Annotated in this window: 17 protein-coding genes and 1 tRNA gene; 16 read left to right on the top strand and 2 right to left on the bottom strand. The window is 67.9% G+C overall.

Annotated elements, in window-relative coordinates:
* Nucleotides 1-8: 8 nt before the first annotated feature.
* On the top strand, nt 9-512 hold the full coding sequence (locus tag ACWEPL_RS15115) for a hypothetical protein (RefSeq protein ID WP_363962178.1): 504 nt from the start codon (nt 9-11) through the stop codon (nt 510-512).
* A 4-nt stretch (nt 513-516) separates the two neighbouring features.
* Here ACWEPL_RS15115 and ACWEPL_RS15110 read toward each other — a convergent pair whose 3' ends face one another.
* Entirely contained in the window at nt 517-1,725 is a 1,209-nt protein-coding gene (locus tag ACWEPL_RS15110; protein ID WP_350733411.1) for a pyridoxal phosphate-dependent aminotransferase, read from the bottom strand.
* A gap of 161 nt (nt 1,726-1,886) precedes the next feature.
* On the opposite strand from ACWEPL_RS15110, the gene ACWEPL_RS15105 reads away from it, so the two are divergent.
* The 9 genes from ACWEPL_RS15105 to ACWEPL_RS15065 all read left to right on the top strand — a co-directional run bounded on the left by ACWEPL_RS15105 (nt 1,887) and on the right by ACWEPL_RS15065 (nt 9,280).
* Nucleotides 1,887-1,959, top strand: a tRNA-Trp gene (locus ACWEPL_RS15105).
* 78 nt (nt 1,960-2,037) lie between these two features.
* Nucleotides 2,038-2,283: a preprotein translocase subunit SecE gene (secE, locus tag ACWEPL_RS15100; protein WP_357725570.1), complete on the top strand. Its 246-nt coding sequence runs from the start codon at nt 2,038-2,040 to the stop codon at nt 2,281-2,283.
* 66 nt (nt 2,284-2,349) lie between these two features.
* Complete coding sequence (gene nusG / locus ACWEPL_RS15095) at nt 2,350-3,114, top strand: transcription termination/antitermination protein NusG (RefSeq protein WP_350733413.1); 765 nt, start codon at nt 2,350-2,352, stop codon at nt 3,112-3,114.
* Nucleotides 3,115-3,235: 121 nt separating this feature from the next.
* The gene (rplK, locus tag ACWEPL_RS15090) at nt 3,236-3,667 is read left to right on the top strand and encodes a 50S ribosomal protein L11 (RefSeq protein WP_138719455.1); all 432 of its coding nucleotides are present in this window, start codon (nt 3,236-3,238) and stop codon (nt 3,665-3,667) included.
* Nucleotides 3,668-3,725: 58 nt separating this feature from the next.
* Nucleotides 3,726-4,445, top strand: a complete 720-nt coding sequence (rplA, locus tag ACWEPL_RS15085) for a 50S ribosomal protein L1 (RefSeq protein ID WP_350733415.1) — start codon at nt 3,726-3,728, stop codon at nt 4,443-4,445.
* A 751-nt stretch (nt 4,446-5,196) separates the two neighbouring features.
* Entirely contained in the window at nt 5,197-6,018 is an 822-nt protein-coding gene (locus tag ACWEPL_RS15080) for an LppX_LprAFG lipoprotein (protein ID WP_363962179.1), read from the top strand.
* A gap of 240 nt (nt 6,019-6,258) precedes the next feature.
* The gene (gene rplJ / locus ACWEPL_RS15075) at nt 6,259-6,783 is read left to right on the top strand and encodes a 50S ribosomal protein L10 (protein ID WP_350733418.1); all 525 of its coding nucleotides are present in this window, start codon (nt 6,259-6,261) and stop codon (nt 6,781-6,783) included.
* 72 nt (nt 6,784-6,855) lie between these two features.
* Complete coding sequence (gene rplL, locus ACWEPL_RS15070) at nt 6,856-7,245, top strand: 50S ribosomal protein L7/L12 (RefSeq protein WP_350733420.1); 390 nt, start codon at nt 6,856-6,858, stop codon at nt 7,243-7,245.
* A gap of 145 nt (nt 7,246-7,390) precedes the next feature.
* The gene (locus ACWEPL_RS15065) at nt 7,391-9,280 is read left to right on the top strand and encodes an ArnT family glycosyltransferase (RefSeq protein ID WP_452436456.1); all 1,890 of its coding nucleotides are present in this window, start codon (nt 7,391-7,393) and stop codon (nt 9,278-9,280) included.
* Here ACWEPL_RS15065 and ACWEPL_RS15060 read toward each other — a convergent pair.
* A complete protein-coding gene (locus ACWEPL_RS15060) occupies nt 9,267-9,674 on the bottom strand; it encodes a nuclear transport factor 2 family protein (RefSeq protein ID WP_363962181.1) in 408 nt (135 codons plus the stop codon). The two genes, ACWEPL_RS15065 and ACWEPL_RS15060, sit on opposite strands and share 14 nt — an antisense overlap.
* Before the next feature lie 90 nt (nt 9,675-9,764).
* Between ACWEPL_RS15060 and ACWEPL_RS15055 the strand changes: the two genes are divergently transcribed.
* From ACWEPL_RS15055 to ACWEPL_RS15030, 6 genes are all read left to right on the top strand, one after another.
* Complete coding sequence (locus ACWEPL_RS15055; RefSeq protein ID WP_363962182.1) at nt 9,765-10,331, top strand: TetR/AcrR family transcriptional regulator; 567 nt, start codon at nt 9,765-9,767, stop codon at nt 10,329-10,331.
* Between the two features lie 97 nt (nt 10,332-10,428).
* Entirely contained in the window at nt 10,429-11,430 is a 1,002-nt protein-coding gene (locus tag ACWEPL_RS15050; protein WP_363962183.1) for an ABC transporter ATP-binding protein, read from the top strand.
* Between the two features lie 195 nt (nt 11,431-11,625).
* Nucleotides 11,626-12,126 carry a hypothetical protein gene (locus tag ACWEPL_RS15045; RefSeq protein WP_355204541.1) on the top strand — a complete coding sequence of 167 codons (501 nt, stop codon included), beginning with the start codon at nt 11,626-11,628 and terminating at the stop codon, nt 12,124-12,126.
* Nucleotides 12,127-12,142: 16 nt separating this feature from the next.
* The gene (locus ACWEPL_RS15040) at nt 12,143-12,640 is read left to right on the top strand and encodes a hypothetical protein (protein WP_350733430.1); all 498 of its coding nucleotides are present in this window, start codon (nt 12,143-12,145) and stop codon (nt 12,638-12,640) included.
* Nucleotides 12,641-13,076: 436 nt separating this feature from the next.
* Entirely contained in the window at nt 13,077-16,547 is a 3,471-nt protein-coding gene (gene rpoB / locus ACWEPL_RS15035) for a DNA-directed RNA polymerase subunit beta (RefSeq protein ID WP_363962184.1), read from the top strand.
* A gap of 17 nt (nt 16,548-16,564) precedes the next feature.
* Entirely contained in the window at nt 16,565-20,440 is a 3,876-nt protein-coding gene (locus ACWEPL_RS15030; protein WP_350730968.1) for a DNA-directed RNA polymerase subunit beta', read from the top strand.
* Nucleotides 20,441-20,565 lie beyond the last annotated feature (125 nt).

The following is a 20,565-nucleotide window of genomic DNA, read 5'->3' as shown; positions in this document are numbered from 1 at the left end:
GGGGGTCGATGCGGCGTCTGGCAGCGGTGCTCCTCATGTTCGCGCTGAACGGGTGCGGCGCGGACGACGTGCCCGCGCCCGAGGCGATCGCCTCGCCGCCGTCCTCCGCGCACGCCCCGCACCAGGGCGTCTGGCTGGCCTGCGGTCAGACCAAGGTGGGGCTGCCCGCCATGCCCGATGGGATGACCAGGGCGGGCTCGTTCGGCCGCCTGGGCTCGCTCACCCGCCCGCTGGAGGCCAAGGGCGTGATCTGGCGGCGCGAGGACGAGCAGATGTACGTCGGCGTCGTGTGCGGGGCGCGGACCGCCGAGGAGTTCGTCACGCTGGTCGCCAGGTCGTCGCTGACGGCGTACCGGGGCATGCCGGCGCTGCGCTGGAACACGCGCACCGGCGTGCGCAACTTCATGTGGCTGGAGCGGCCGGGCACCGCGGTCTACATCGCCGCGACGCCCGGCCTGGCCGCCCAGATCAGGCACGTCGCCGCCGGCGTCGCCCTGGACCAGGCACCCTGAACGACTAATGTGCCTCTGACAGCAGCTTGGCCACCCGGCTGACGCCCTCGACCAGGTCGTCGTCGCCCAGCGCGTACGACAGGCGGAAGTAGCCCGGCGTGCCGAACGCCTCACCCGGCACCACCGCCACCTCGGCCTCCTCCAGGATCAGCTCGGCCAGCTCGCCGGACGACTGCGGCCGCCGGCCGCGCAGCTCCTTGCCGATCAGCTCCTTGACCGACGGGTACGCGTAGAACGCCCCCTTCGGTTCCGGGCAGAACACGCCCGGGATCTCGTTGAGCATCCGGACCATCGTCTGGCGGCGCCGGTCGAACGCCGTGCGCATCTCCGCCACCGCCGACAGGTCGCCGGACACCGCGGCCAGCGCGGCCACCTGGGACACGTTGGCGACGTTGGAGGTGGCGTGGGACTGCAGGTTGGTGGCCGCCTTGACGACGTCGGAGGGGCCGATCAGCCAGCCCACGCGCCAGCCGGTCATCGCGTAGGTCTTGGCCACGCCGTTGAGGATCACGACCCGGTCGCCGAGCTCGGGCACGGCCGTGGCGATGCTGGTGAACTCGGCGCCGCCGTACACGAGGTGCTCGTAGATCTCGTCCGTGACGACCCACAGGCCGTGCTCGGCCGCCCACCGGCCGATCGCCTCCGTCTGCTCGCGGGAGTAGACCGCGCCCGTCGGGTTGCACGGCGAGACGAACAGCAGGACCTTCGTCCGCTCGGTGCGCGCGGCCTCCAGCTGCTCGACGCTCGCCAGGTAGCCGGTGGACTCGTCGGTCACGACGTCGACCTGCACGCCGCCCGCCAGCTTGATCGCCTCGGGATAGGTGGTCCAGTAGGGCGCCACGACCAGGACCTCGTCGCCCGGGTCGAGCAGCGTCGCGAACGCCTCGTAGACCGCCTGCTTGCCGCCGTTGGTGACCAGCACCTGCGAGGCCTCGACCGCGTAGCCGGAGTCGCGCCGGGTCTTGTCGGCGATGGCCTGCTTGAGCTCGGGCAGGCCGCCCGCCGGCGTGTACTTGTGGAAGCGCGGCTCGCGGGCGGCCTGGATCGCCGCCTCGACGATGTAGCCGGGCGTCGGGAAGTCGGGCTCGCCCGCGCCGAAGCCGATGACGGGCCGCCCGGCCGCCTTCATCGCCTTGGCCTTGGCGTCCACGGCGAGCGTGGCGGACTCGGAAATAGCGGAGATTCTCGCGGAGACGCGGGGTCGGGTGGACATGGCTCCATGGTCCCATGTGCTCGGTGACCTGGGCGATCGGGATTGGGTTCGACGTACCCGGCAATCACCCGTATGCTTTCGATCGGTCCTTCCGCACCGCATGTCGGCGAGCGGTTCGGTCCAGGCAGTGGGTCGATCAGGGTAGTCTGGTCTAGCGACATAGGGCACTGGCGCAATTGGTAGCGCACCGGTCTCCAAAACCGGCGGTTGGGGGTTCGAGTCCCTCGTGCCCTGCGAGTGCGGTCCGCGCAATAATGGGCGTGTAAGCGCGCCGCAAAACTGCGTTGGATACGACAGATTCAGGTGAGGACTGTGGCGATCGACACGCGCGGCGAGACCGCAGACAAGCCGAGTGGCGAAAAGAAGACGCGCACTTCGCCTGCCCTTTTCTATCGGCAGGTCGTCAACGAGCTCCGCAAGGTCATCTGGCCGACACGCAAGGATCTCATCACCTACACCACGGTCGTTCTGGTATTCGTTCTGATCATGGTGGCGATCGTGTACGGGCTCGACAGCGCCCTGGGATGGGCAGTCCTCAAGGTCTTCGGCGGCGGCTGATCGAGACGCCGCCGGTGACAGCTGACGGAGTCGCCAGTTCGATACGACGAAAGAGGAAGAGTCACCGTGTCCGAGTCTTCAGTTCCGGCCGGCGAGTCCCGCGAGGAGTGGGACGACGAGCTGGAAGAGGCCACTGAGGAGTCCGCCGAGGAGGCGGAGCTCCAGGAGGAGGCCGAGGTCGCGGAGAGCGACGAGGCAGCCGAGGCTTCCGACGTCGAGGACGAGACGGTTCTTCCCGACGTCGATCCCGTCGAGGAGTTCAAGAGCTCGCTGCGCGGCCTTCCCGGTGAGTGGTACGTCATCCACTCCTACGCCGGTTACGAGAATCGCGTGAAGTCCAACATCGAGAGCCGCAACGTGTCGCTCAACATGGAGGACTACATCTACCAGGTCGAGGTGCCGACGCACACCGTCCAGGAGTTCAAGAGCGGCAAGAAGGTGCCGGTCAAGGAGCGCGTGCTGCCCGGCTATGTGCTGGTGCGCATGGAGCTGACCGACGAGTCCTGGGCCGCCGTGCGTAACACGCCCGGTGTGACCGGCTTCGTCGGCCTGTCCAACAAGCCGAGCCCGCTCAGCCTCGACGAGGTCGCCAAGCTGCTGGCGCCCGAGCCGACCGAGGAGACCAAGAAGGCCGCCTCCAAGGCGAGCGCCGGCCCCGCGGTCGAGTTCGAGATCGGCGAGTCCGTCACGGTCATGGACGGCCCGTTCGCCACGCTGCCGGCCTCGGTGAGCGAGATCAGCCCCGAGTCGCAGAAGCTCAAGGTGCTCGTCTCGATCTTCGGCCGCGAGACCCCGGTCGAGCTCTCGTTCAACCAGGTCTCGAAGATCTAGAACAATCACATACACTGAGACGTTCGGTCGGCCGCCTGATCATGAGGGCGGCCTCCGACGTGTCAGGGCTGCAATCCGCTGGCCCTGACAGGCATCGCAATCAGGACCCGGAGAAGGACAAATGCCTCCGAAGAAGAAAATAGCCGCTCTGGTGAAGGTCCAGCTCCCCGCTGGACAGGCCACCCCGGCGCCGCCGGTGGGTACCGCGCTCGGTCCCCACGGTGTGAACATCATGGACTTCGTCAAGCAGTACAACGCTGCGACGGAGTCCCAGCGGGGCAACATCATCCCCGTTGAGATCACCATTTTCGAAGACCGCAGCTTCACCTTCATCACGAAGACGCCGCCGGCGCCTGAGCTGATCAAGAAGGCCCTGGGTCTCGACAAGGGCAGCGCGGTCCCGCACCGCGACAAGGTGGGCAAGCTCAGCCGCGAGCAGCTGCGCAGCATCGCCGAGACGAAGATGCCCGACCTCAACGCCAACGACATCGAGGCGGCCGAGAAGATCATCGCCGGCACCGCCCGGTCGATGGGCATCACCGTCGCCGAGTAACACCCTTTCCAGACGTTGTGGGAGGGCCCTCGGGCCCGCGTACCACTAGGAGTTAGCAATGAAGCGCAGCAAGGCGCACAAGGACGCGGCCGGCAAGGTCGACCGCGACAAGCTCTACACGCCCATCGAGGCAGCGAAGCTGGCCAAGGAGACGTCGACCACCAAGTTCGACGCCACCGTCGAGGTCGCGCTGCGGCTGGGCGTCGACCCTCGTAAGGCCGACCAGATCGTGCGCGGCACGGTCAACCTCCCGCACGGCACCGGCAAGACCGCCCGGGTCCTGGTCTTCGCGACCGGTGACCGTGCCGAGGCGGCCCGCGAGGTGGGTGCCGACATCGTCGGCGCCGACGAGCTGATCGACGAGATCTCCAAGGGCAACCGGCTCAACGAGTTCGACGCCGTGGTGGCCACGCCCGACATGATGGGCAAGGTGGGTCGCCTGGGCCGCGTGCTCGGTCCGCGCGGTCTCATGCCCAACCCCAAGACCGGCACGGTGACGCCCGACGTCGCCAAGGCCGTCACGGAGATCAAGGGCGGCAAGATCGAGTTCCGCACCGACCGCCAGGCCAACCTCCACTTCATCATCGGCAAGACGTCGTTCGGCGAGCGCCAGCTCATCGAGAACTACGCCGCCGCCCTTGACGAGGTGCTGCGTCTCAAGCCGTCCGCGGCCAAGGGGCGCTACCTGAAGAAGGTCACGTTCTCCACGACCATGGGCCCCGGCGTCCCGGTCGACCCGAACGTCACGCGCGGCCTCACCGCTGAGCTCGACGCGTAAGCGTTTTTCTGATCGAGCCTCGCCCGGTTTCGGGCGGGGCTCTTTCTTTTTCCTCTGGCGGGCTGTGGTTTCTCGCGGAGGGCCGTTTTCCCGCGGCGGGCCGTGGCCACCGCCCCGCCGTACGGGGATCGCCTCCCAGCGGCGCGGGACGGGCGCCCGGATTCACGCGCCCTGTGCCACGACGGCCGCCCGCACGATGCCTGCCCGCACCACGGCCCACCCGCACCACAGCCGCCCGCGCCACGGCCCGCCCGCACGATGGCCACCGCCCACGGCCCGCTCGCACGATGGCCGCCCGCACGACGGCCCCCCGAACCCGGGGACCCGCGCGGGGCCGGGCGCTTCGATGCGGCTTGCCGGTGGCTTTCGGGCGGGCGTGTGCCGGCGCTGTCGGTCGCGCTCAGGCGGTGGGGGGCCGTGATCGCGATGGCGATGGCGGCCTTCCGTCCTGCGCGCAGGCGGCCCCGAGCGGGGCTGGGCGCCTAAGGAGCGCGCGTGCGGCGGCGTCGGTCGCGCTCGGGCGGTGGATGGGGGCGCTCGGGCGGGGGGCAGGGCCGTGATCGCGGTGTGGTGGCTTTCCGCCTCGCGGCGCCGGGCCGGGGTGGCTCGTACGAGGTCTTCAGGCAGGCGGGCCTGGGCTGAGTCGAGTTGTGCAGGGAATGTGTGAGGGGTGTGGGGGATAACCCTGGGTTTTCCCTTATTTATGAGGGGAAGTCGCAACGGCGATGCCACTTAAAAGTAGGGTCAAGACATGCTGAAGCGCACGATAGGACTCACTGCGGCCGGTGCCGCGCTCGTCGTGGCGGCGGTCGCCGGTTGTGGATCGAACGCCCAGCCCATCCAGGTCAACCTGGCCGCCTCTGAGGTGCTCGCGCAGGCCGCGCAGAAGACCTCCGAGGTCAGCAGCTACACGGTCGACGCCGTGGTGAACGTCACGCACCCGCAGGAGGGCTCGGGCAAGGTGCAGGGGCGCATGCTCTACCAGAGCAAGCCCCAGCTCGCCGTCGACCTCACCCTGGACACCGTCGACATGGGCGGGAAGAGCCTGCCGGGCGGCGTGCGCGCCGTGCTGCAGGGCGACACCGTCTACGTCAAGGTGGAGGCGCTCAAGGACCTCGTGGGCGCGACCAAGCCGTGGATCAAGGTATCGCTCAGCGAGATGGGCGACTCCTCGCAGGTGAACGACTACCTGAGCAAGATCCAGCAGTTCGACCTGGGCAACGTGACCAAGCTCGTCACGGCTTCGCAGGACGTGAAGTCGGCCGGCAACGAGAGCGTCAACGGCACGGACACCACGCACTACAGCGGCACGTTCCCGGTGGACGCGGCCGTGCAGCTGCTGCCCGCCGACCAGCAGGAGCAGGCGCGTACGAACCTGGCGGAGCTCAAGGACGTCAAGTTCGACATCTGGGTGGCCTCCGACGGCCTGCCGCGCAAGCTCGCGCTGAACGGCTCCAAGGAAGGCGCCACGCTCGACGCCACCCTGCTCTTCAAGGGCTTCAACGAGCCGGTGACCATCGAGGCCCCGCCCGCTGACCAGGTCGGGGAGATGCCCAAGGGCACGACCAACTGAGAACGATTTGGAAACTCGGCGGCCAGGACGTACTCTGGTCGTTGCCGAAGACCGCCGGTCGTCGTCAGGTGCCTCAATGCCTGGCGACCGAAGGATCCACATCTTGTGGACGGCCCGCGCAGGTGTGATGCGAGTTTCCCACATGGTGTGACCCATGTGCGTGAGCCCCGTGTGCGCCCTGCGCCCGGGGCTGTTCTCATTTTCAGGGCCTTCGCCGGCGGCACATCTGGAAGGAGGCCCATGGCGAGGGCGGATAAGGCGACAGCGGTTGCCGAGCTCAAGAGTGAGTTCGAAGGCAGCGCTGCCGCCGTTCTGACCGAGTACCGCGGTCTCACCGTCGCGCAGCTCAAGGAGCTGCGTAAGTCTCTCGGTGAGAATGCGAAGTTCGCCGTGGCGAAGAACACCCTGACCAAGATTGCGGCCAACCAGGCCGGATTCTCGGGTCTCGATGACCTGCTCGCCGGTCCGACCGCGATCGCCTTCGTCAACGGCGACGTTGTCGAGGCCGCCAAGGGTCTGCGTGACTTCGCCAAGGCCAATCCCCTTCTGGTGATCAAGGGCGGTGTCCTCGAGGGCAAGACGCTCGACGCCACCGAGATCACCAAGCTCGCCGACCTCGAGTCCCGCGAGGTCCTCCTCGCGAAGCTTGCTGGCGCGCTCAAGGCGAAGCAGAGCGCTGCCGCTGCTGTGTTCGCCGCGCTCCCCACGCAGATGGCTCAGCTGGCCGACGCCCTGCGCGCGAAGCGCGACGAGGCGGGCGAGTAACACGGGGGTTGCCGCAACACCCGCGGTCCCGTTTCTAGTTTCAGCAAGTCCCGAACGTAAGGAATAAGCATCATGGCGAAGCTCAGCACCGACGAGCTGCTCGACGCGTTCAAGGAGATGACCCTCCTCGAGCTGTCCGAGTTCGTGAAGCAGTTCGAAGAGGTCTTCGACGTCAAGGCCGCCGCCCCCGTCGCCGTTGCCGCCGCCGCCCCCGCGGGTGGCGCCGAGGCCCCGGCCGTCGAGGAGCAGGACGAGTTCGACGTCATCCTCGAGGCTGCCGGCGACAAGAAGATCCAGGTCATCAAGGAGATCCGCGCCCTCACGTCCCTGGGCCTCAAGGAGGCCAAGGACCTGGTGGACGGCGCTCCCAAGGCCGTCTTCGACGGCAAGGTCAACAAGGAGCAGGCGGAGAAGGCCAAGGCTGCCCTCGAGGGCGCCGGCGCCACCGTGACCGTCAAGTAAGACGGTTTCTGTTCGCTGAAAAGGGGCGGGGACATCCTGGTGCCGGATGTCCACCGCCCCTTTTTCGTGCCCTGAGCGGCCTCGCTCAGGAGATTCTCATGTCCGTCTCATCGCACCGCGAAGCGGCTTGCCTAGCGTGCGAGCTGTGGTTACCGAAGCGAAGTCCCGTTGGGCGCTGACCGCCCTGCTCATAGGCACCGGAGTGCTCTACATCTGGGGTCTCGGCGCCTCCGGATGGGCAAATTCGTTCTATTCGGCGGCCGTTCAGGCGGGCAGCCAGAGCTGGACGGCGTTCTTCTTCGGGTCCTCCGACGCCGCGAACGCGATAACCGTCGACAAGACGCCCGCCTCCTTGTGGCCGATGGCGCTCAGCGTGCGGCTGTTCGGGCTCAATTCCTGGGCCATTCTCGTTCCTCAGGCGCTCATGGGCGTCGGCACGGTGGCGCTGGTGTACGCGTCCGTGCGCAGGTTGACCAACGTCTGGGCCGGGCTGCTGGCCGGGGCCGTGATGGCGTTGACGCCGGTGGCCGTGTTGATGTTCAGGTTCAACAACCCCGACGCGCTGCTGGTGCTGCTGCTGACGGCCGCCGGGTACTGCGTGGTGCGGGCGCAGGAACGCGGGGCCACGCGGTGGCTGGTGCTGGCGGGGGCGGCGATCGGGTTCGCGTTCCTGGCGAAGATGTTGCAGGCGTTCCTGGTGTTGCCGGGGTTCGCCCTGGTTTATCTCGTTACGGCGCCGGTGCCGTTCTGGCGGCGGATGTGGCAGTTGTCGCTGGCCGGTGTGGCCATGGTGGTCTCGGCCGGGTGGTGGGTGCTGGCGGTGGCGCTGGTGCCGGCCTCCGAGCGGCCGTACATCGGGGGTTCCCAGACCAACAGCGTGCTGGAGCTGGCGCTCGGCTACAACGGGATCGGGCGGCTCAACGGCGGCGACTACGGCGGGCTGGGCAACCTGAACCAGCAGGCCGGGTGGCTGCGGCTGTTCGACACCGAGGCGGGCGGGCAGATCGCCTGGCTGCTTCCGGCGGCGCTGGTGCTCCTGGCCGCCGTCACCTGGGTCACCCGGCGGGCGCCGCGGGTCGATCCGGTCCGGGCCGCCACCTGGGTCTGGGGGAGCTGGCTGATCGTGACCGGGCTGGTCTTCAGCCTGATGCAGGGCATCTTCCACGCGTACTACACCGTGGCCCTGGCTCCGGCGATCGCGGTGCTGGTGGGCATGGGGGCGGCCGTCCTGTGGGAGCGGCGGGCGTACCGGCCGCTGGCGGTGATCACGGCCGGCACTGCCGTGTGGTCGTACGTGCTGCTGTCGCGCAGCGCGGAGTGGAACTCCTGGCTGGGCGTGGTCGTGCTGGTGGCGGGGCTGGGGGCGGCTCTGGCGATGTTGTTCGCGCGCCGGGCCCTGGTCGTGGTGGCCGTCGCCGTGGTGGCGTGCCTGGCGTCCCTGGCGGGTCCGGCCGCGTACGCGGTGGACACGGCCTCGTCGGCGCACACCGGAGCCATTCCGACGGCGGGGCCCTCCACCGGTGGCAGGGGCTTCGGCGGGCCCGGCGGGTTCGGTGGCGGCGGCCGGCAGTTCCGGCAGATGCCCGGGAACGGCCCGTCAGCCGGCCGGCAGGCGTTCCAGGCACCGCCCGGTGGCCGGGGGATGGGGCGGGGCGGCATGGGCGGGCTGCTCAACGCTGGCACTCCGGCCGCCGAGCTGACCGCGCTGCTGAAGACGGACGCCTCCGCGTACACGTGGGCGGCGGCGACGGTGGGCTCCAACAACGCGGCCGGCTACCAGCTCGCCGCCGGCGCGCCGGTGATGGCGGTGGGCGGCTTCAACGGCACCGACCCCGCGCCGACGCTGGAGCAGTTCAAGCAGTACGTCGCCGAGAAGAAGATCCATTACTTCGTCGGCACGGGGATGGGGATGGGGATGGGCGGCCGCAGCACGGGCGGCAGCGACGACGCGGCCCGGATCGCGGCCTGGGTGCAGGAGACCTTCAGCGCCACCACCGTGGGAGGGACGACGGTCTTCGACCTCACGCAGGCTTGAGCGAGGCGGCGGCGGCGCGGACCTGGGTGACGGCGCCGGTGTCCATGTAGTCCCTGGTGTGGATGATCAGGCCGTTCCTGATCCTGAGCACGAGCAGGCCCGGGACGGTGATCGACTGCCCGGCGACCGTGACGAACGTGTCCTGCTCCACCAGCACGACCTCCGGGTCGGTCGCCTGGTGGAGCGAGACCCGCCGTACCTCGTCGGGCTTGAACGGCATCGCGCCCCACATCGCCCGGTACCCGGCGCGGATCTCCTCCCTCCCCTTGAACGGCGCCAGCCCCCCGAACGGGAACTCGTGCAGCCCGTCCTCCGCGTAGAGGCCGGCCAGTTCGTCGGCGGACTTGTGGAGCATGGCCGCGTGGTAGGCGGTGACGATCTCTTCGATGGACATGGGGAATCCCTTCCAGTTCGCTCAACAGGCGTTGACTCAACGAGCGTAGAGTGAATGGGCGAGGTCGGTCAACGCATGTAGAGTCGGGGCGTGGTCGAGAAGGGGCTTCCGCGGGCCGAGCGGCGGCGCAGGAGCGAGGAGCGGATCCTGGAGTCCGCCAGGGCGCTGTTCGCCGAGGTCGGGTTCGAGCGGGCCACCATCAGGGCCATCGCCAGGCGGGCCGAAGTCGATCCCGCCCTCGTGATGCAGTACTTCGGCAGCAAGCAGGAGCTCTTCCAGCGGGCCGTGCGGGTGGCGGCGGTCGCGCACGGCGCGCTGGGCGCCGACGAGGTGGTCGAGCAGGTGCTCGGCACGCTCGGCCTGAAGCTGGGCGAGCTGCCGCAGAGCTCGCTGGCCATGATGCGGTCCATGCTCACGCACCCCGAGGCGGCCGTCTCGGCGCGCAAGGTGCTGGGTGAGCAGATCGACCGGCTGGCCCAGGTCGTACCGGGCGAGGACGCGAGGCTGCGGGCGGCGCTGATGATGATGATCATGCTCGGCGTGACCGTCGGGCATCAGCTGCTCGACCTCGACGAGCTGCGCGGGGTGCCGCAGGAGGAGATCGCCCGGCTGCTGCGGCCCGGCCTGCAGGCGCTCGCCGGCCCGGAGGGCTCATAACCGCGCCGTAACAAGTTATTGGAACGGGTTCCAATTCGGTCGGCCGCCGTTACGGTTGAGAGGCCCCTGAATACTGCCTGCGATCGGAAGGTGTCCAGTGGGAGTCGAGGTCGTGGTCGACGGGCTGACCAAGTCGTTCGGCCGGCAGGTCATCTGGGAGGACGTCTCGCTCACGCTCCCCGCGGGCGAGATCTCCGTCCTGCTCGGCCCCTCGGGCACCGGGAAGTCGGTCTTCCTCAAGACGCTGGTGGGCCTGCTGCGGCCCGATCGCGGCCACATCTGGATCGACGGCTACGACCTGGCCAACTGCAACGAGAACAAGCTCTACGAGCTGCGCCGGCTGTTCGGGGTGCTCTTCCAGGACGGGGCGCTGTTCGGCTCGCTCAACCTCTACGACAACATCGCCTTCCCGCTGCGCGAGCACACCAAGAAGACCGAGTCGCAGATCCGCCAGATCGTGATGGAGAAGGTGGAGCTGGTCGGCCTGGTCGGCGCGGAGTCCAAGCTGCCCGGGGAGATCTCCGGCGGCATGCGCAAGCGCGCCGGGCTGGCCAGGGCGCTGGTGCTGGACCCGGAGATCATCCTGTTCGACGAGCCCGACTCCGGCCTCGACCCGGTCCGCACCGCGCTGCTCAACCAGACCATCGTCGACCTCAACGCCGAGATCGAGGCGACGTTCCTGATCGTGACGCACGACATCAACACCGCCCGTACTGTCCCCGACAGCATCGGGATGCTGTTCAGGCGCGAGCTGGTCATGTTCGGCCCGCGCGAGATGCTGCTGTCGAGCGACGAGCCGGTGGTGCGGCAGTTCCTCAACGCCAGGAGGCACGGCCCCATCGGCATGTCGGAGGAGAAGGACCTCTCCGAGCTGGAGGCCGAGGCCCAGATGGGGCTCGACCCCGGCGTGCTGCCGCCGATCCCGCCGCAGCTCATGCCGACCGGCAACCGGATCCGTCGCTCGCAGCAGCCGCCGGGGGCGTGGCTGGCGGCCAACGGCGTGATCCCGCCGCAGGGGTCGTTCGTCGACGAACGCGGGCGTAACTGGCTGGAGGAGTATCCCCGCCTCGTGAACGCCCACCTCCACGGCGTCCAGTGAGCCCCTGACTTCCTGTCAGGCAGGGCGGCGCCAGGCCCTCAGCGGGCAGCTGAGGGCCGCCTGAGGGCATATCGGGGAGATCCGGGCTCGTTGCCCGATTCGTGCCACGTCCTCTACCGTCTCGGTTGGTTCGGGGGCTCCAGCGCGGAGCCGGGGGTTATGATCCGGCGACCGGCTGGGGAAGGGGTGAGTGACGTGGCAGGACTTGCCGCCCGGCCCGCCCGCATCCTGATCGCCGCGCTCAGCGGAGTGCTCGCGGTGCTGGTCGGCCTGGGCGTGTGGATCGCCGCGCAGGCGCGCGAGGAGCAGGGCAGGGCAGGCGACAAGCAAGCGGCGCTCCTGGCGGCGGGGACCCACGCGAAGAACCTGATCTCGCTCGACTACAAGACCGTCGACGCCGACATCAGGCGCATCCTCGACACCTCGACCGGGCCGGCCAGGGCGGAGTACGAGGCCAGCGCCGCCAAGCTCAAGTCCACCACGGTCCAGAACAAGGTCATCCAGCACGGCGTGCTGCGTGCCACGGGGCTGGCCTCCTTGGCCGGCACCACGGCCAAGGTGCTGGTCGTGGCCGACGTGGAGATCCGCTGGGACGGCTCCAAGAGCCCGCCGCAGGAGCGGTACTACCGCTGGTCGATGGAGCTGGCCAAGGTCGGCGGCGCCTGGCTGGTGTCCAAGGCGGTGCAGGTGGCATGAGGTGGTGGAGGGCCAGGTGAGGACGGTCACGATCGTGCTGCTGGGGATCCTCGTGGTGGTGGCCGGGGTGCTGGTGCCCACGATGTGGTTCAACCTGCGCGACCTGCGGGCGGCCGACGCGGCCGGGACGCAGGCGATGGCGGCGGCCAAGGAGGTGGCGCCCGATCTGCTCTCCTACGACTACCGGACGGTGGAGGAGGATCTGGCCCGGGCGGGGACGCACACGACCGGGGAGTTGACCAAGCACTACAAGGAGCTGACCACGTCCCTGGTGTCCAGGGCCAAGGCGCAGAAGATCGTGCAGACGGTGGCCGTGGCGGGGGCGGCAGTCGAGCGGGCGGCGCCCGATCGCGTAGAGGTTCTGCTGTTCGTGAACACGGGTATGGTCAAGAACGTTCCGGGCGAGGCCGCGCCACAGCAACAGTTCACCCAGAACCGCGCCAGGTTCGTCATGGTCCGGCAAGGATCACGCTGGCTGGTGGCCGACCTGTCGACCCTGCTCGGGACTGCCTGACGCCTACGGCGCGCCGCTTCGTTCAATTGTTACCAAAAATCAGGTTTAGCGAAGCCATTGGAGCGGGTATCTCCGTCACAGCTACACCGGTTGTCGGCATGGGTTCGGCCCCCGGTGTGACGGAGCGTTAACCGCCCCCGTTCGCGGGTATCGTCTTGGGCCTGGCGGTAGGCGCCCGGTCACACAGGGGAGAAAACCCAGCGTCCGGGCCCCTAGTCGGCTAAAAGTCGGGCTTGTGGGCTTGACGTTTCCGCCTGAACGGGCGATGCTGCGACCAACGTGGAGCATGAAGCGAGAGCGAAGTGGACAGGCGTGTGCCGTTCGGCTACACTGCCCCTTTGCGCTGCCCTTTGACGACCCGCTCCGCTTGCTCACGTTGCGAGGTTGTCTGGCGTGCGTGTAGTCAGTCCGCCGCGAGCCCTCGGAAGGACATCTGTTGGCAGCCTCGCGCAACGCCTCCGCCGTACCCGCTGGTCCCCGTCGCGTGTCATTCGCGCGCATCCAGGAGCCCCTCGAAGTTCCTGACCTTCTCGCTCTGCAGACCGAGTCGTTCGACTGGCTGCTCGGAAACGAGAAGTGGAAGGCCCGGGTAGAGGCGGCTCGCCAGGCCGGGCGCAAGGACGTCCCGACTCAGTCGGGCCTCGAAGAGATCTTCGAAGAGATCAGTCCGATCGAGGACTTCTCGGGGACCATGTCCTTGTCGTTCCGCGACCACCGATTCGAGCCGCCGAAGTACTCAGTAGATGAGTGCAAAGACAAGGACATGACCTTCTCCGCCCCGATGTTCGTGACGGCGGAGTTCATCAATAACACCACCGGTGAGATCAAGAGCCAGACGGTGTTCATGGGCGATTTCCCGCTCATGACGCCGAAGGGCACATTCATCATCAACGGCACCGAGCGTGTCGTGGTCTCGCAGCTGGTCCGTTCGCCCGGTGTCTACTTCGAACGCAATGTCGACAAGACGTCCGACAAGGACCTGTTCGGCTGCAAGGTCATCCCGTCGCGGGGTGCCTGGCTGGAGTTCGAGATCGACAAGCGCGACAGCGTCGGTGTTCGCATCGACCGCAAGCGCAAGCAGGCCGTCACGGTGCTGCTCAAGGCGCTGGGCTGGACCAGCGAGCAGATCCTCGAGAAGTTCGGCCAGTACGAATCGATGCGGGCCACCCTGGAGAAGGACCACACGGCCGGCCAGGATGACGCGCTGCTGGACATCTACCGCAAGCTGCGGCCGGGTGAGCCGCCGACCAAGGAGTCGGCGCAGACCCTGCTGGAGAACCTCTATTTCAACCCCAAGCGGTACGACCTGGCCAAGGTCGGTCGTTACAAGATCAACAAGAAGCTCGGGGTCGACTCGGAGATCTCGCAGGGCACCCTGACCGAGGACGACATCGTCGCCACGATCGAGTACATCGTCCGCCTGCACGCGGGCGAGGAGTCGATGCCGGGTGCCAACGACCGCGAGATCATCGTCGAGGTCGACGACATCGACCACTTCGGCAACCGTCGTCTGCGCAGTGTCGGCGAGCTCATCCAGAACCAGGTCCGCCTGGGCCTGGCCCGTATGGAGCGCGTCGTTCGCGAGCGTATGACCACGCAGGACGTCGAGGCGATCACGCCGCAGACCCTGATCAACATCCGCCCGGTCGTGGCGTCGATCAAGGAGTTCTTCGGCACCTCGCAGCTGTCGCAGTTCATGGACCAGACCAACCCGCTGGCCGGCCTGACGCACAAGCGGCGTCTGTCCGCGCTGGGTCCCGGTGGTCTGTCCCGTGAGCGGGCCGGCTTCGAGGTCCGTGACGTGCACCCGTCCCACTACGGCCGGATGTGTCCGATCGAGACCCCTGAAGGCCCGAACATCGGCCTCATCGGCTCGCTGGCCTCCTACGGGCGGATCAACGCCTTCGGGTTTGTCGAGACGCCTTACCGCAAGGTCGTCGACGGCAAGGTCACCGAGCAGATCGATTACCTGACCGCCGACGAGGAAGACCGCTACGTCAAGGCGCAGGCCAACACGGTGCTCAACGCCGACGGCTCGTTCGCCGAGCCTCGCGTCCTGGTCCGCACCAAGGGCGGTGAGACCGAGCTCATGCGGGCCGAGGAGGTCGACTACATCGACGTGTCGCCGCGCCAGATGGTGTCGGTGGCCACCGCGATGATCCCCTTCCTCGAGCACGACGACGCCAACCGCGCGCTCATGGGCTCCAACATGCAGAGGCAGTCCGTGCCGCTGCTGAAGAGCGAGTCGCCGCTGGTCGGCACCGGCATGGAATACCGTGCCGCGACCGACGCCGGCGACGTCATCAACGCCGAGAAGGCGGGTGTGGTCGAGGAGGTCTCCGCCGACTACATCACCGTCATGAACGACGACGGCACGCGCACCACCTACCGTGTCGCCAAGTTCAAGCGCTCCAACCAGGGCACCTCGTTCAACCAGAAGCCCATCGTCGCCGAGGGCGACCGGGTGGAGGTCAACCAGGTCATCGCCGACGGTCCCTGCACCGACAAGGGCGAGATGGCGCTGGGCAAGAACCTCCTGGTGGCGTTCATGCCGTGGGAGGGCCACAACTACGAAGACGCGATCATCCTGTCCCAGCGACTGGTGCAGGACGACGTGCTGTCCTCGATCCACATCGAGGAGCACGAGGTCGACGCCCGCGACACCAAGCTGGGCCCCGAGGAGATCACCCGGGACATCCCGAACGTCTCCGAGGAGGTCCTGGCCGACCTGGACGAGCGCGGCATCATCCGCATCGGCGCCGAGGTCGTCCCCGGTGACATCCTGGTCGGCAAGGTCACGCCCAAGGGTGAGACCGAGCTGACGCCGGAGGAGCGGCTGCTGCGCGCGATCTTCGGTGAGAAGGCCCGCGAAGTCCGTGACACCTCGCTGAAGGTGCCGCACGGCGAGCAGGGCAAGGTCATCGGCGTTCGCGTGTTCTCCCGCGAGGAGGGCGACGAGCTGCCTCCCGGTGTGAACGAGCTGGTCCGCGTCTACGTGGCCCAGAAGCGCAAGATCACCGACGGCGACAAGCTGGCCGGTCGGCACGGCAACAAGGGCGTCATCTCCAAGATCCTGCCCGTGGAGGACATGCCGTTCCTGGAGGACGGCACGCCGGTCGACATCATCCTCAACCCGCTGGGCGTGCCCGGCCGGATGAACGTCGGCCAGGTGCTGGAGACCCACCTGGGGTGGATCGCCGCCCGCGGCTGGGACATCTCCGGCGTCGCCGAGGCGTGGGCCGAGCGGCTGCGTGACAAGGGCTTCGAGAAGGTGGCCCCGCGCACCAACATGGCCACGCCGGTCTTCGACGGCGCCCACGAGGAGGAGATCGTCGGTCTCCTCGACAACACCATCGCCAACCGCGACGGTGACCGGATGGTGCAGCGCAGCGGCAAGGCGCAGCTGTTCGACGGCCGTTCCGGTGAGCCGTTCCCGTATCCCATCTCGGTCGGTTACATCTACATCCTCAAGCTGCTGCACCTGGTCGACGACAAGATCCACGCGCGTTCGACGGGTCCGTACTCGATGATCACCCAGCAGCCGCTGGGTGGTAAGGCGCAGTTCGGTGGCCAGCGCTTCGGTGAGATGGAGGTGTGGGCGCTGGAGGCGTACGGCGCCGCCTACGCCCTGCAGGAGCTGCTGACCATCAAGTCCGACGACGTTCTCGGCCGGGTGAAGGTCTACGAGGCCATCGTCAAGGGCGAGAACATTCCCGAGCCGGGCATTCCGGAGTCCTTCAAGGTCCTCATCAAGGAAATGCAGTCGCTGTGCCTCAATGTCGAGGTGCTCTCCAGCGACGGCATGTCCATCGAGATGCGCGACACGGACGAGGACGTCTTCCGCGCGGCGGAAGAGCTCGGCATCGATCTGTCCCGGCGTGAGCCGAGCAGCGTGGAAGAAGTCTGAGGGGGAGATCGCACAAAATGCTGGACGTCAACTTCTTCGACGAGCTCAGGATCGGCCTCGCGACGGCCGACGACATCCGTCAGTGGTCGCACGGCGAGGTCAAGAAGCCCGAGACCATCAACTACCGCACCCTCAAGCCGGAAAAGGACGGGCTCTTCTGCGAGAAGATCTTCGGTCCGACCCGCGACTGGGAGTGCTACTGCGGCAAGTACAAGCGCGTCCGCTTCAAGGGCATCATCTGTGAGCGCTGTGGCGTCGAGGTGACTCGCGCCAAGGTGCGTCGTGAGCGGATGGGCCACATCGAGCTGGCCGCGCCGGTCACGCACATCTGGTACTTCAAGGGCGTCCCGTCGCGCCTCGGCTACCTGCTCGACCTGGCCCCGAAGGACCTGGAGAAGGTCATCTACTTCGCGGCCTACATGATCACGCATGTCGACACCGAGATGCGTGAGCGTGACCTGCCCTCGCTGGAGGCGAAGATCTCCGTCGAGCGGCAGCACATCGAGCAGCGCCGTGACGCCGACGTCGAGACCCGGCAGAAGAAGCTCGAGGCCGACCTGGCCGAGCTCGAGGCCGCCGGGGCCAAGGGCGACCAGCGCCGCAAGGTCCGCGAGGGTGCCGAGCGCGAGATGCGTCAGCTCCGCGACCGGGCCCAGCGCGAGCTGGACCGGCTCGACGAGGTCTGGAGCCGCTTCAAGAACCTCAAGGTCCAGGACCTCGAGGGCGACGAGCTGCTCTACCGCGAGATGCGCGACCGCTTCGGCCGCTACTTCAAGGGCGGCATGGGCGCGCAGGCGATCCAGGACCGCCTGATCAGCTTCGACCTCGACGTCGAGTCTGAGAACCTGCGCGAGACGATCCGCAGCGGCAAGGGCCAGAAGAAGGCCCGCGCGCTCAAGCGGCTCAAGGTGGTGTCGGCGTTCCTCAACACCACCAACTCGCCGCGCGGCATGGTGCTCGACTGCATCCCGGTCATCCCGCCGGACCTGCGCCCGATGGTGCAGCTCGACGGTGGCCGGTTCGCGACCTCCGACCTCAACGACCTCTACCGCCGGGTCATCAACCGGAACAACCGCCTCAAGCGTCTGCTCGACCTCGGTGCGCCCGAGATCATCGTGAACAACGAGAAGCGGATGCTGCAGGAGGCCGTCGACGCGCTGTTCGACAACGGCCGTCGCGGTCGCCCGGTCACCGGTCCCGGCAACAGGCCGCTGAAGTCCCTGAGCGACATGCTCAAGGGTAAGCAGGGTCGTTTCCGCCAGAACCTGCTGGGCAAGCGAGTCGACTACTCCGGCCGTTCGGTCATCGTCGTCGGCCCGCAGCTCAAGCTGCACCAGTGCGGTCTGCCCAAGCAGATGGCGCTGGAGCTGTTCAAGCCGTTCGTGATGAAGCGGCTCGTGGACCTCAACCACGCGCAGAACATCAAGTCGGCCAAGCGGATGGTCGAGCGCGCCCGCCCCGTGGTGTGGGACGTGCTCGAAGAGGTCATCACCGAGCACCCTGTGCTGCTCAACCGCGCTCCGACGCTCCACCGTCTGGGCATCCAGGCGTTCGAGCCGCAGCTGGTCGAGGGCAAGGCCATCCAGATCCACCCGCTCGTCTGCACCGCGTTCAACGCGGACTTCGACGGCGACCAGATGGCCGTGCACCTGCCGCTGTCGGCTGAGGCCCAGGCCGAGGCACGCATCCTGATGCTCTCGACCAACAACATCCTCAAGCCGGCCGACGGCAAGCCCGTGACGATGCCCACCCAGGACATGGTCATCGGCCTCTACTGGCTGACCACCCAGAAGGAAGGCGCGATCGGCGAGGGCCGCGTGTTCGGCTCGATCGCCGAGGCGCAGATGGCCTTCGACCGCCGCGAGCTGGAGATTCAGGCGAAGATCCAGCTCCGGATGAAGGACATCCTGCCGCCGCGCGACTGGGTCGCGCCCGAGGGCTGGGAGCAGGGTGACCCGATCCGGCTGGAGACCACGTTCGGCCGGTGCCTGTTCAACCTGACGCTGCCCGACAGCTACCCGTTCGTCGACTTCCAGGTCGGCAAGAAGCAGCTGTCCACGATCGTGAACGAGCTGGCGGAGACCTACCCCAAGATCGAGGTCGCCGCTTCGCTCGACGCGCTCAAGGACGCCGGCTTCCGCTGGGCGACGCGCTCCGGTGTCACGATCTCGATCGAGGACGTCGTCGCGCCGCCGAACAAGACCGACATCATGGAAAACTACGAGCGCCGGGCCGACAAGGTCCAGCGGGAGTACGAGCGCGGTCTGATCACCGACGAGGAGCGCCGTCAGGAGCTCATCGAGATCTGGACGCACGCGACGGCCGACGTCGAGACCGACATGGTCAACGCCTTCCCGGCGACCAACCCGGTCTGGATGATGGTCAACTCCGGCGCCCGTGGTAACAAGATGCAGGTCCGGCAGATCGCCGGCATCCGCGGCCTGGTGTCCAACACCAAGGGTGAGACGATCCCGCGGCCGATCAAGGCCTCGTTCCGCGAGGGCCTGTCGGTGCTGGAGTACTTCATCTCCACCCACGGTCAGCGGAAGGGTCTGGCCGACACCGCCCTGCGTACCGCCGACTCGGGCTACCTGACCCGTCGTCTGGTGGACGTGGCGCAGGACGTCATCGTGCGCGAGATCGACTGCGGCACCGACCGCGCCGTCCCGCTGCACGTCGGCGAGCGCGACGCGTCGGGCAACCTGGTCAAGGCCGAGAACGCCGAGTCCAACGTGCACGGCCGCATCCTGGCCGAGGACGTCGAGGTCGACGGCAAGGTCATCGCGGCGGCGGGTGTCGACATCAACGACAACCACGTCACCGCGCTGGTCCAGGCCGGCATCGAGACCGTCCGCACCCGCAGCGCGCTCGTCTGCGAGGCCAAGATCGGTGTCTGCGCGACCTGCTACGGCCGCTCGCTGGCCACCGGCAAGCTCGTGGACGTCGGCGAGGCGGTCGGCATCATCGCCGCCCAGTCGATCGGTGAGCCTGGCACGCAGCTGACCATGCGTACGTTCCACACCGGTGGTGTGGCCGGCGCCGACATCACCCACGGTCTGCCCCGTGTCACGGAGCTGTTCGAGGCGCGCATCCCCAAGGGTGTCGCCCCGATCTCCGAGGCCGAGGGCCGGGCTCGCATCGACGAGACCGACAAGACCCGGAAGATCGTCATCACTCCGGACGACGGCTCGGAAGAGATCGCCTACCCGGTGTCGATGCGCTCGCGCCTGCTCGTGCAGGACGGTCAGCGGATCACGGTCGGTCAGCAGCTCGTCGCCGGTGCGGTCAACCCCAACGAGGTGCTGCGCATCCTCGGCCCGCGGGCCGTGCAGCTGCACCTGGTGGCGGAGGTCCAGCAGGTCTACCGGTCGCAGGGTGTGTCCATCCACGACAAGCACATCGAGATCATCGTGCGCCAGATGCTCAAGCGCGTGAACGTGCTCGAGTCCGGTGACACCGACCTGCTGCCCGGCGAGCTCGTGGAGCGGCCGCGCTTCGAGCTGATGAACCGCGAGACGGTGGCGGAGGGCGGCTCGCCGGCCGCCGGCCGTCCGGTCCTCATGGGCATCACCAAGGCGTCGCTGGCCACCGAGTCGTGGCTGTCGGCGGCCTCCTTCCAGGAGACGACCAGGGTGCTGACGGACGCGGCGATCCACGCCAAGTCCGACTCGCTGCTGGGCCTGAAGGAGAACGTCATCATCGGTAAGCTCATCCCGGCCGGCACGGGCATGCCCCAGTACCGGAACATCCGGGTGGAGCCGACCGAGGAGGCCAAGGCGGCCATGTACACCGTGGGTGGCTACGACGGCTCCGCCGCCGACTACACCTTCGGGACCGGCAGTGGCGAGGCTGTTCCGCTGGAGGAGTACGACTTCGGTCAGTACAACCGGTGATGTTCTTCTAGTCGCCGGGTGACGCGCCCGGGCTCCCGATTACGGGGGCCCGGGCGCGCTGCTTTCCGTGCCCGTTTGGTGTGGCGGGCTCTCCCACCCCGCCCACCGCACGTCCCGCACCGGCT

It is taken from the genome of Nonomuraea sp. NPDC004186 (genome assembly GCF_053603495.1).
Note: the sequence above shows the minus strand (reverse complement) of the source record. Positions and strands in the feature narration are given on the sequence as shown.

Coding starts and splice junctions, on each gene's coding strand:
- ACWEPL_RS15115 (WP_363962178.1), top strand. CDS start 9: ATGCGGCGTCTGGCAGCGGTGCTCCTCATGTTCGCGCTGAACGGGTGC.
- ACWEPL_RS15110 (WP_350733411.1), bottom strand. CDS start 1,725: ATGTCCACCCGACCCCGCGTCTCCGCGAGAATCTCCGCTATTTCCGAG.
- rplK (WP_138719455.1), top strand. CDS start 3,236: ATGCCTCCGAAGAAGAAAATAGCCGCTCTGGTGAAGGTCCAGCTCCCC.
- rplA (WP_350733415.1), top strand. CDS start 3,726: ATGAAGCGCAGCAAGGCGCACAAGGACGCGGCCGGCAAGGTCGACCGC.
- ACWEPL_RS15080 (WP_363962179.1), top strand. CDS start 5,197: ATGCTGAAGCGCACGATAGGACTCACTGCGGCCGGTGCCGCGCTCGTC.
- rplJ (WP_350733418.1), top strand. CDS start 6,259: ATGGCGAGGGCGGATAAGGCGACAGCGGTTGCCGAGCTCAAGAGTGAG.
- rplL (WP_350733420.1), top strand. CDS start 6,856: ATGGCGAAGCTCAGCACCGACGAGCTGCTCGACGCGTTCAAGGAGATG.
- ACWEPL_RS15060 (WP_363962181.1), bottom strand. CDS start 9,674: ATGTCCATCGAAGAGATCGTCACCGCCTACCACGCGGCCATGCTCCAC.
- ACWEPL_RS15030 (WP_350730968.1), top strand. CDS start 16,565: ATGCTGGACGTCAACTTCTTCGACGAGCTCAGGATCGGCCTCGCGACG.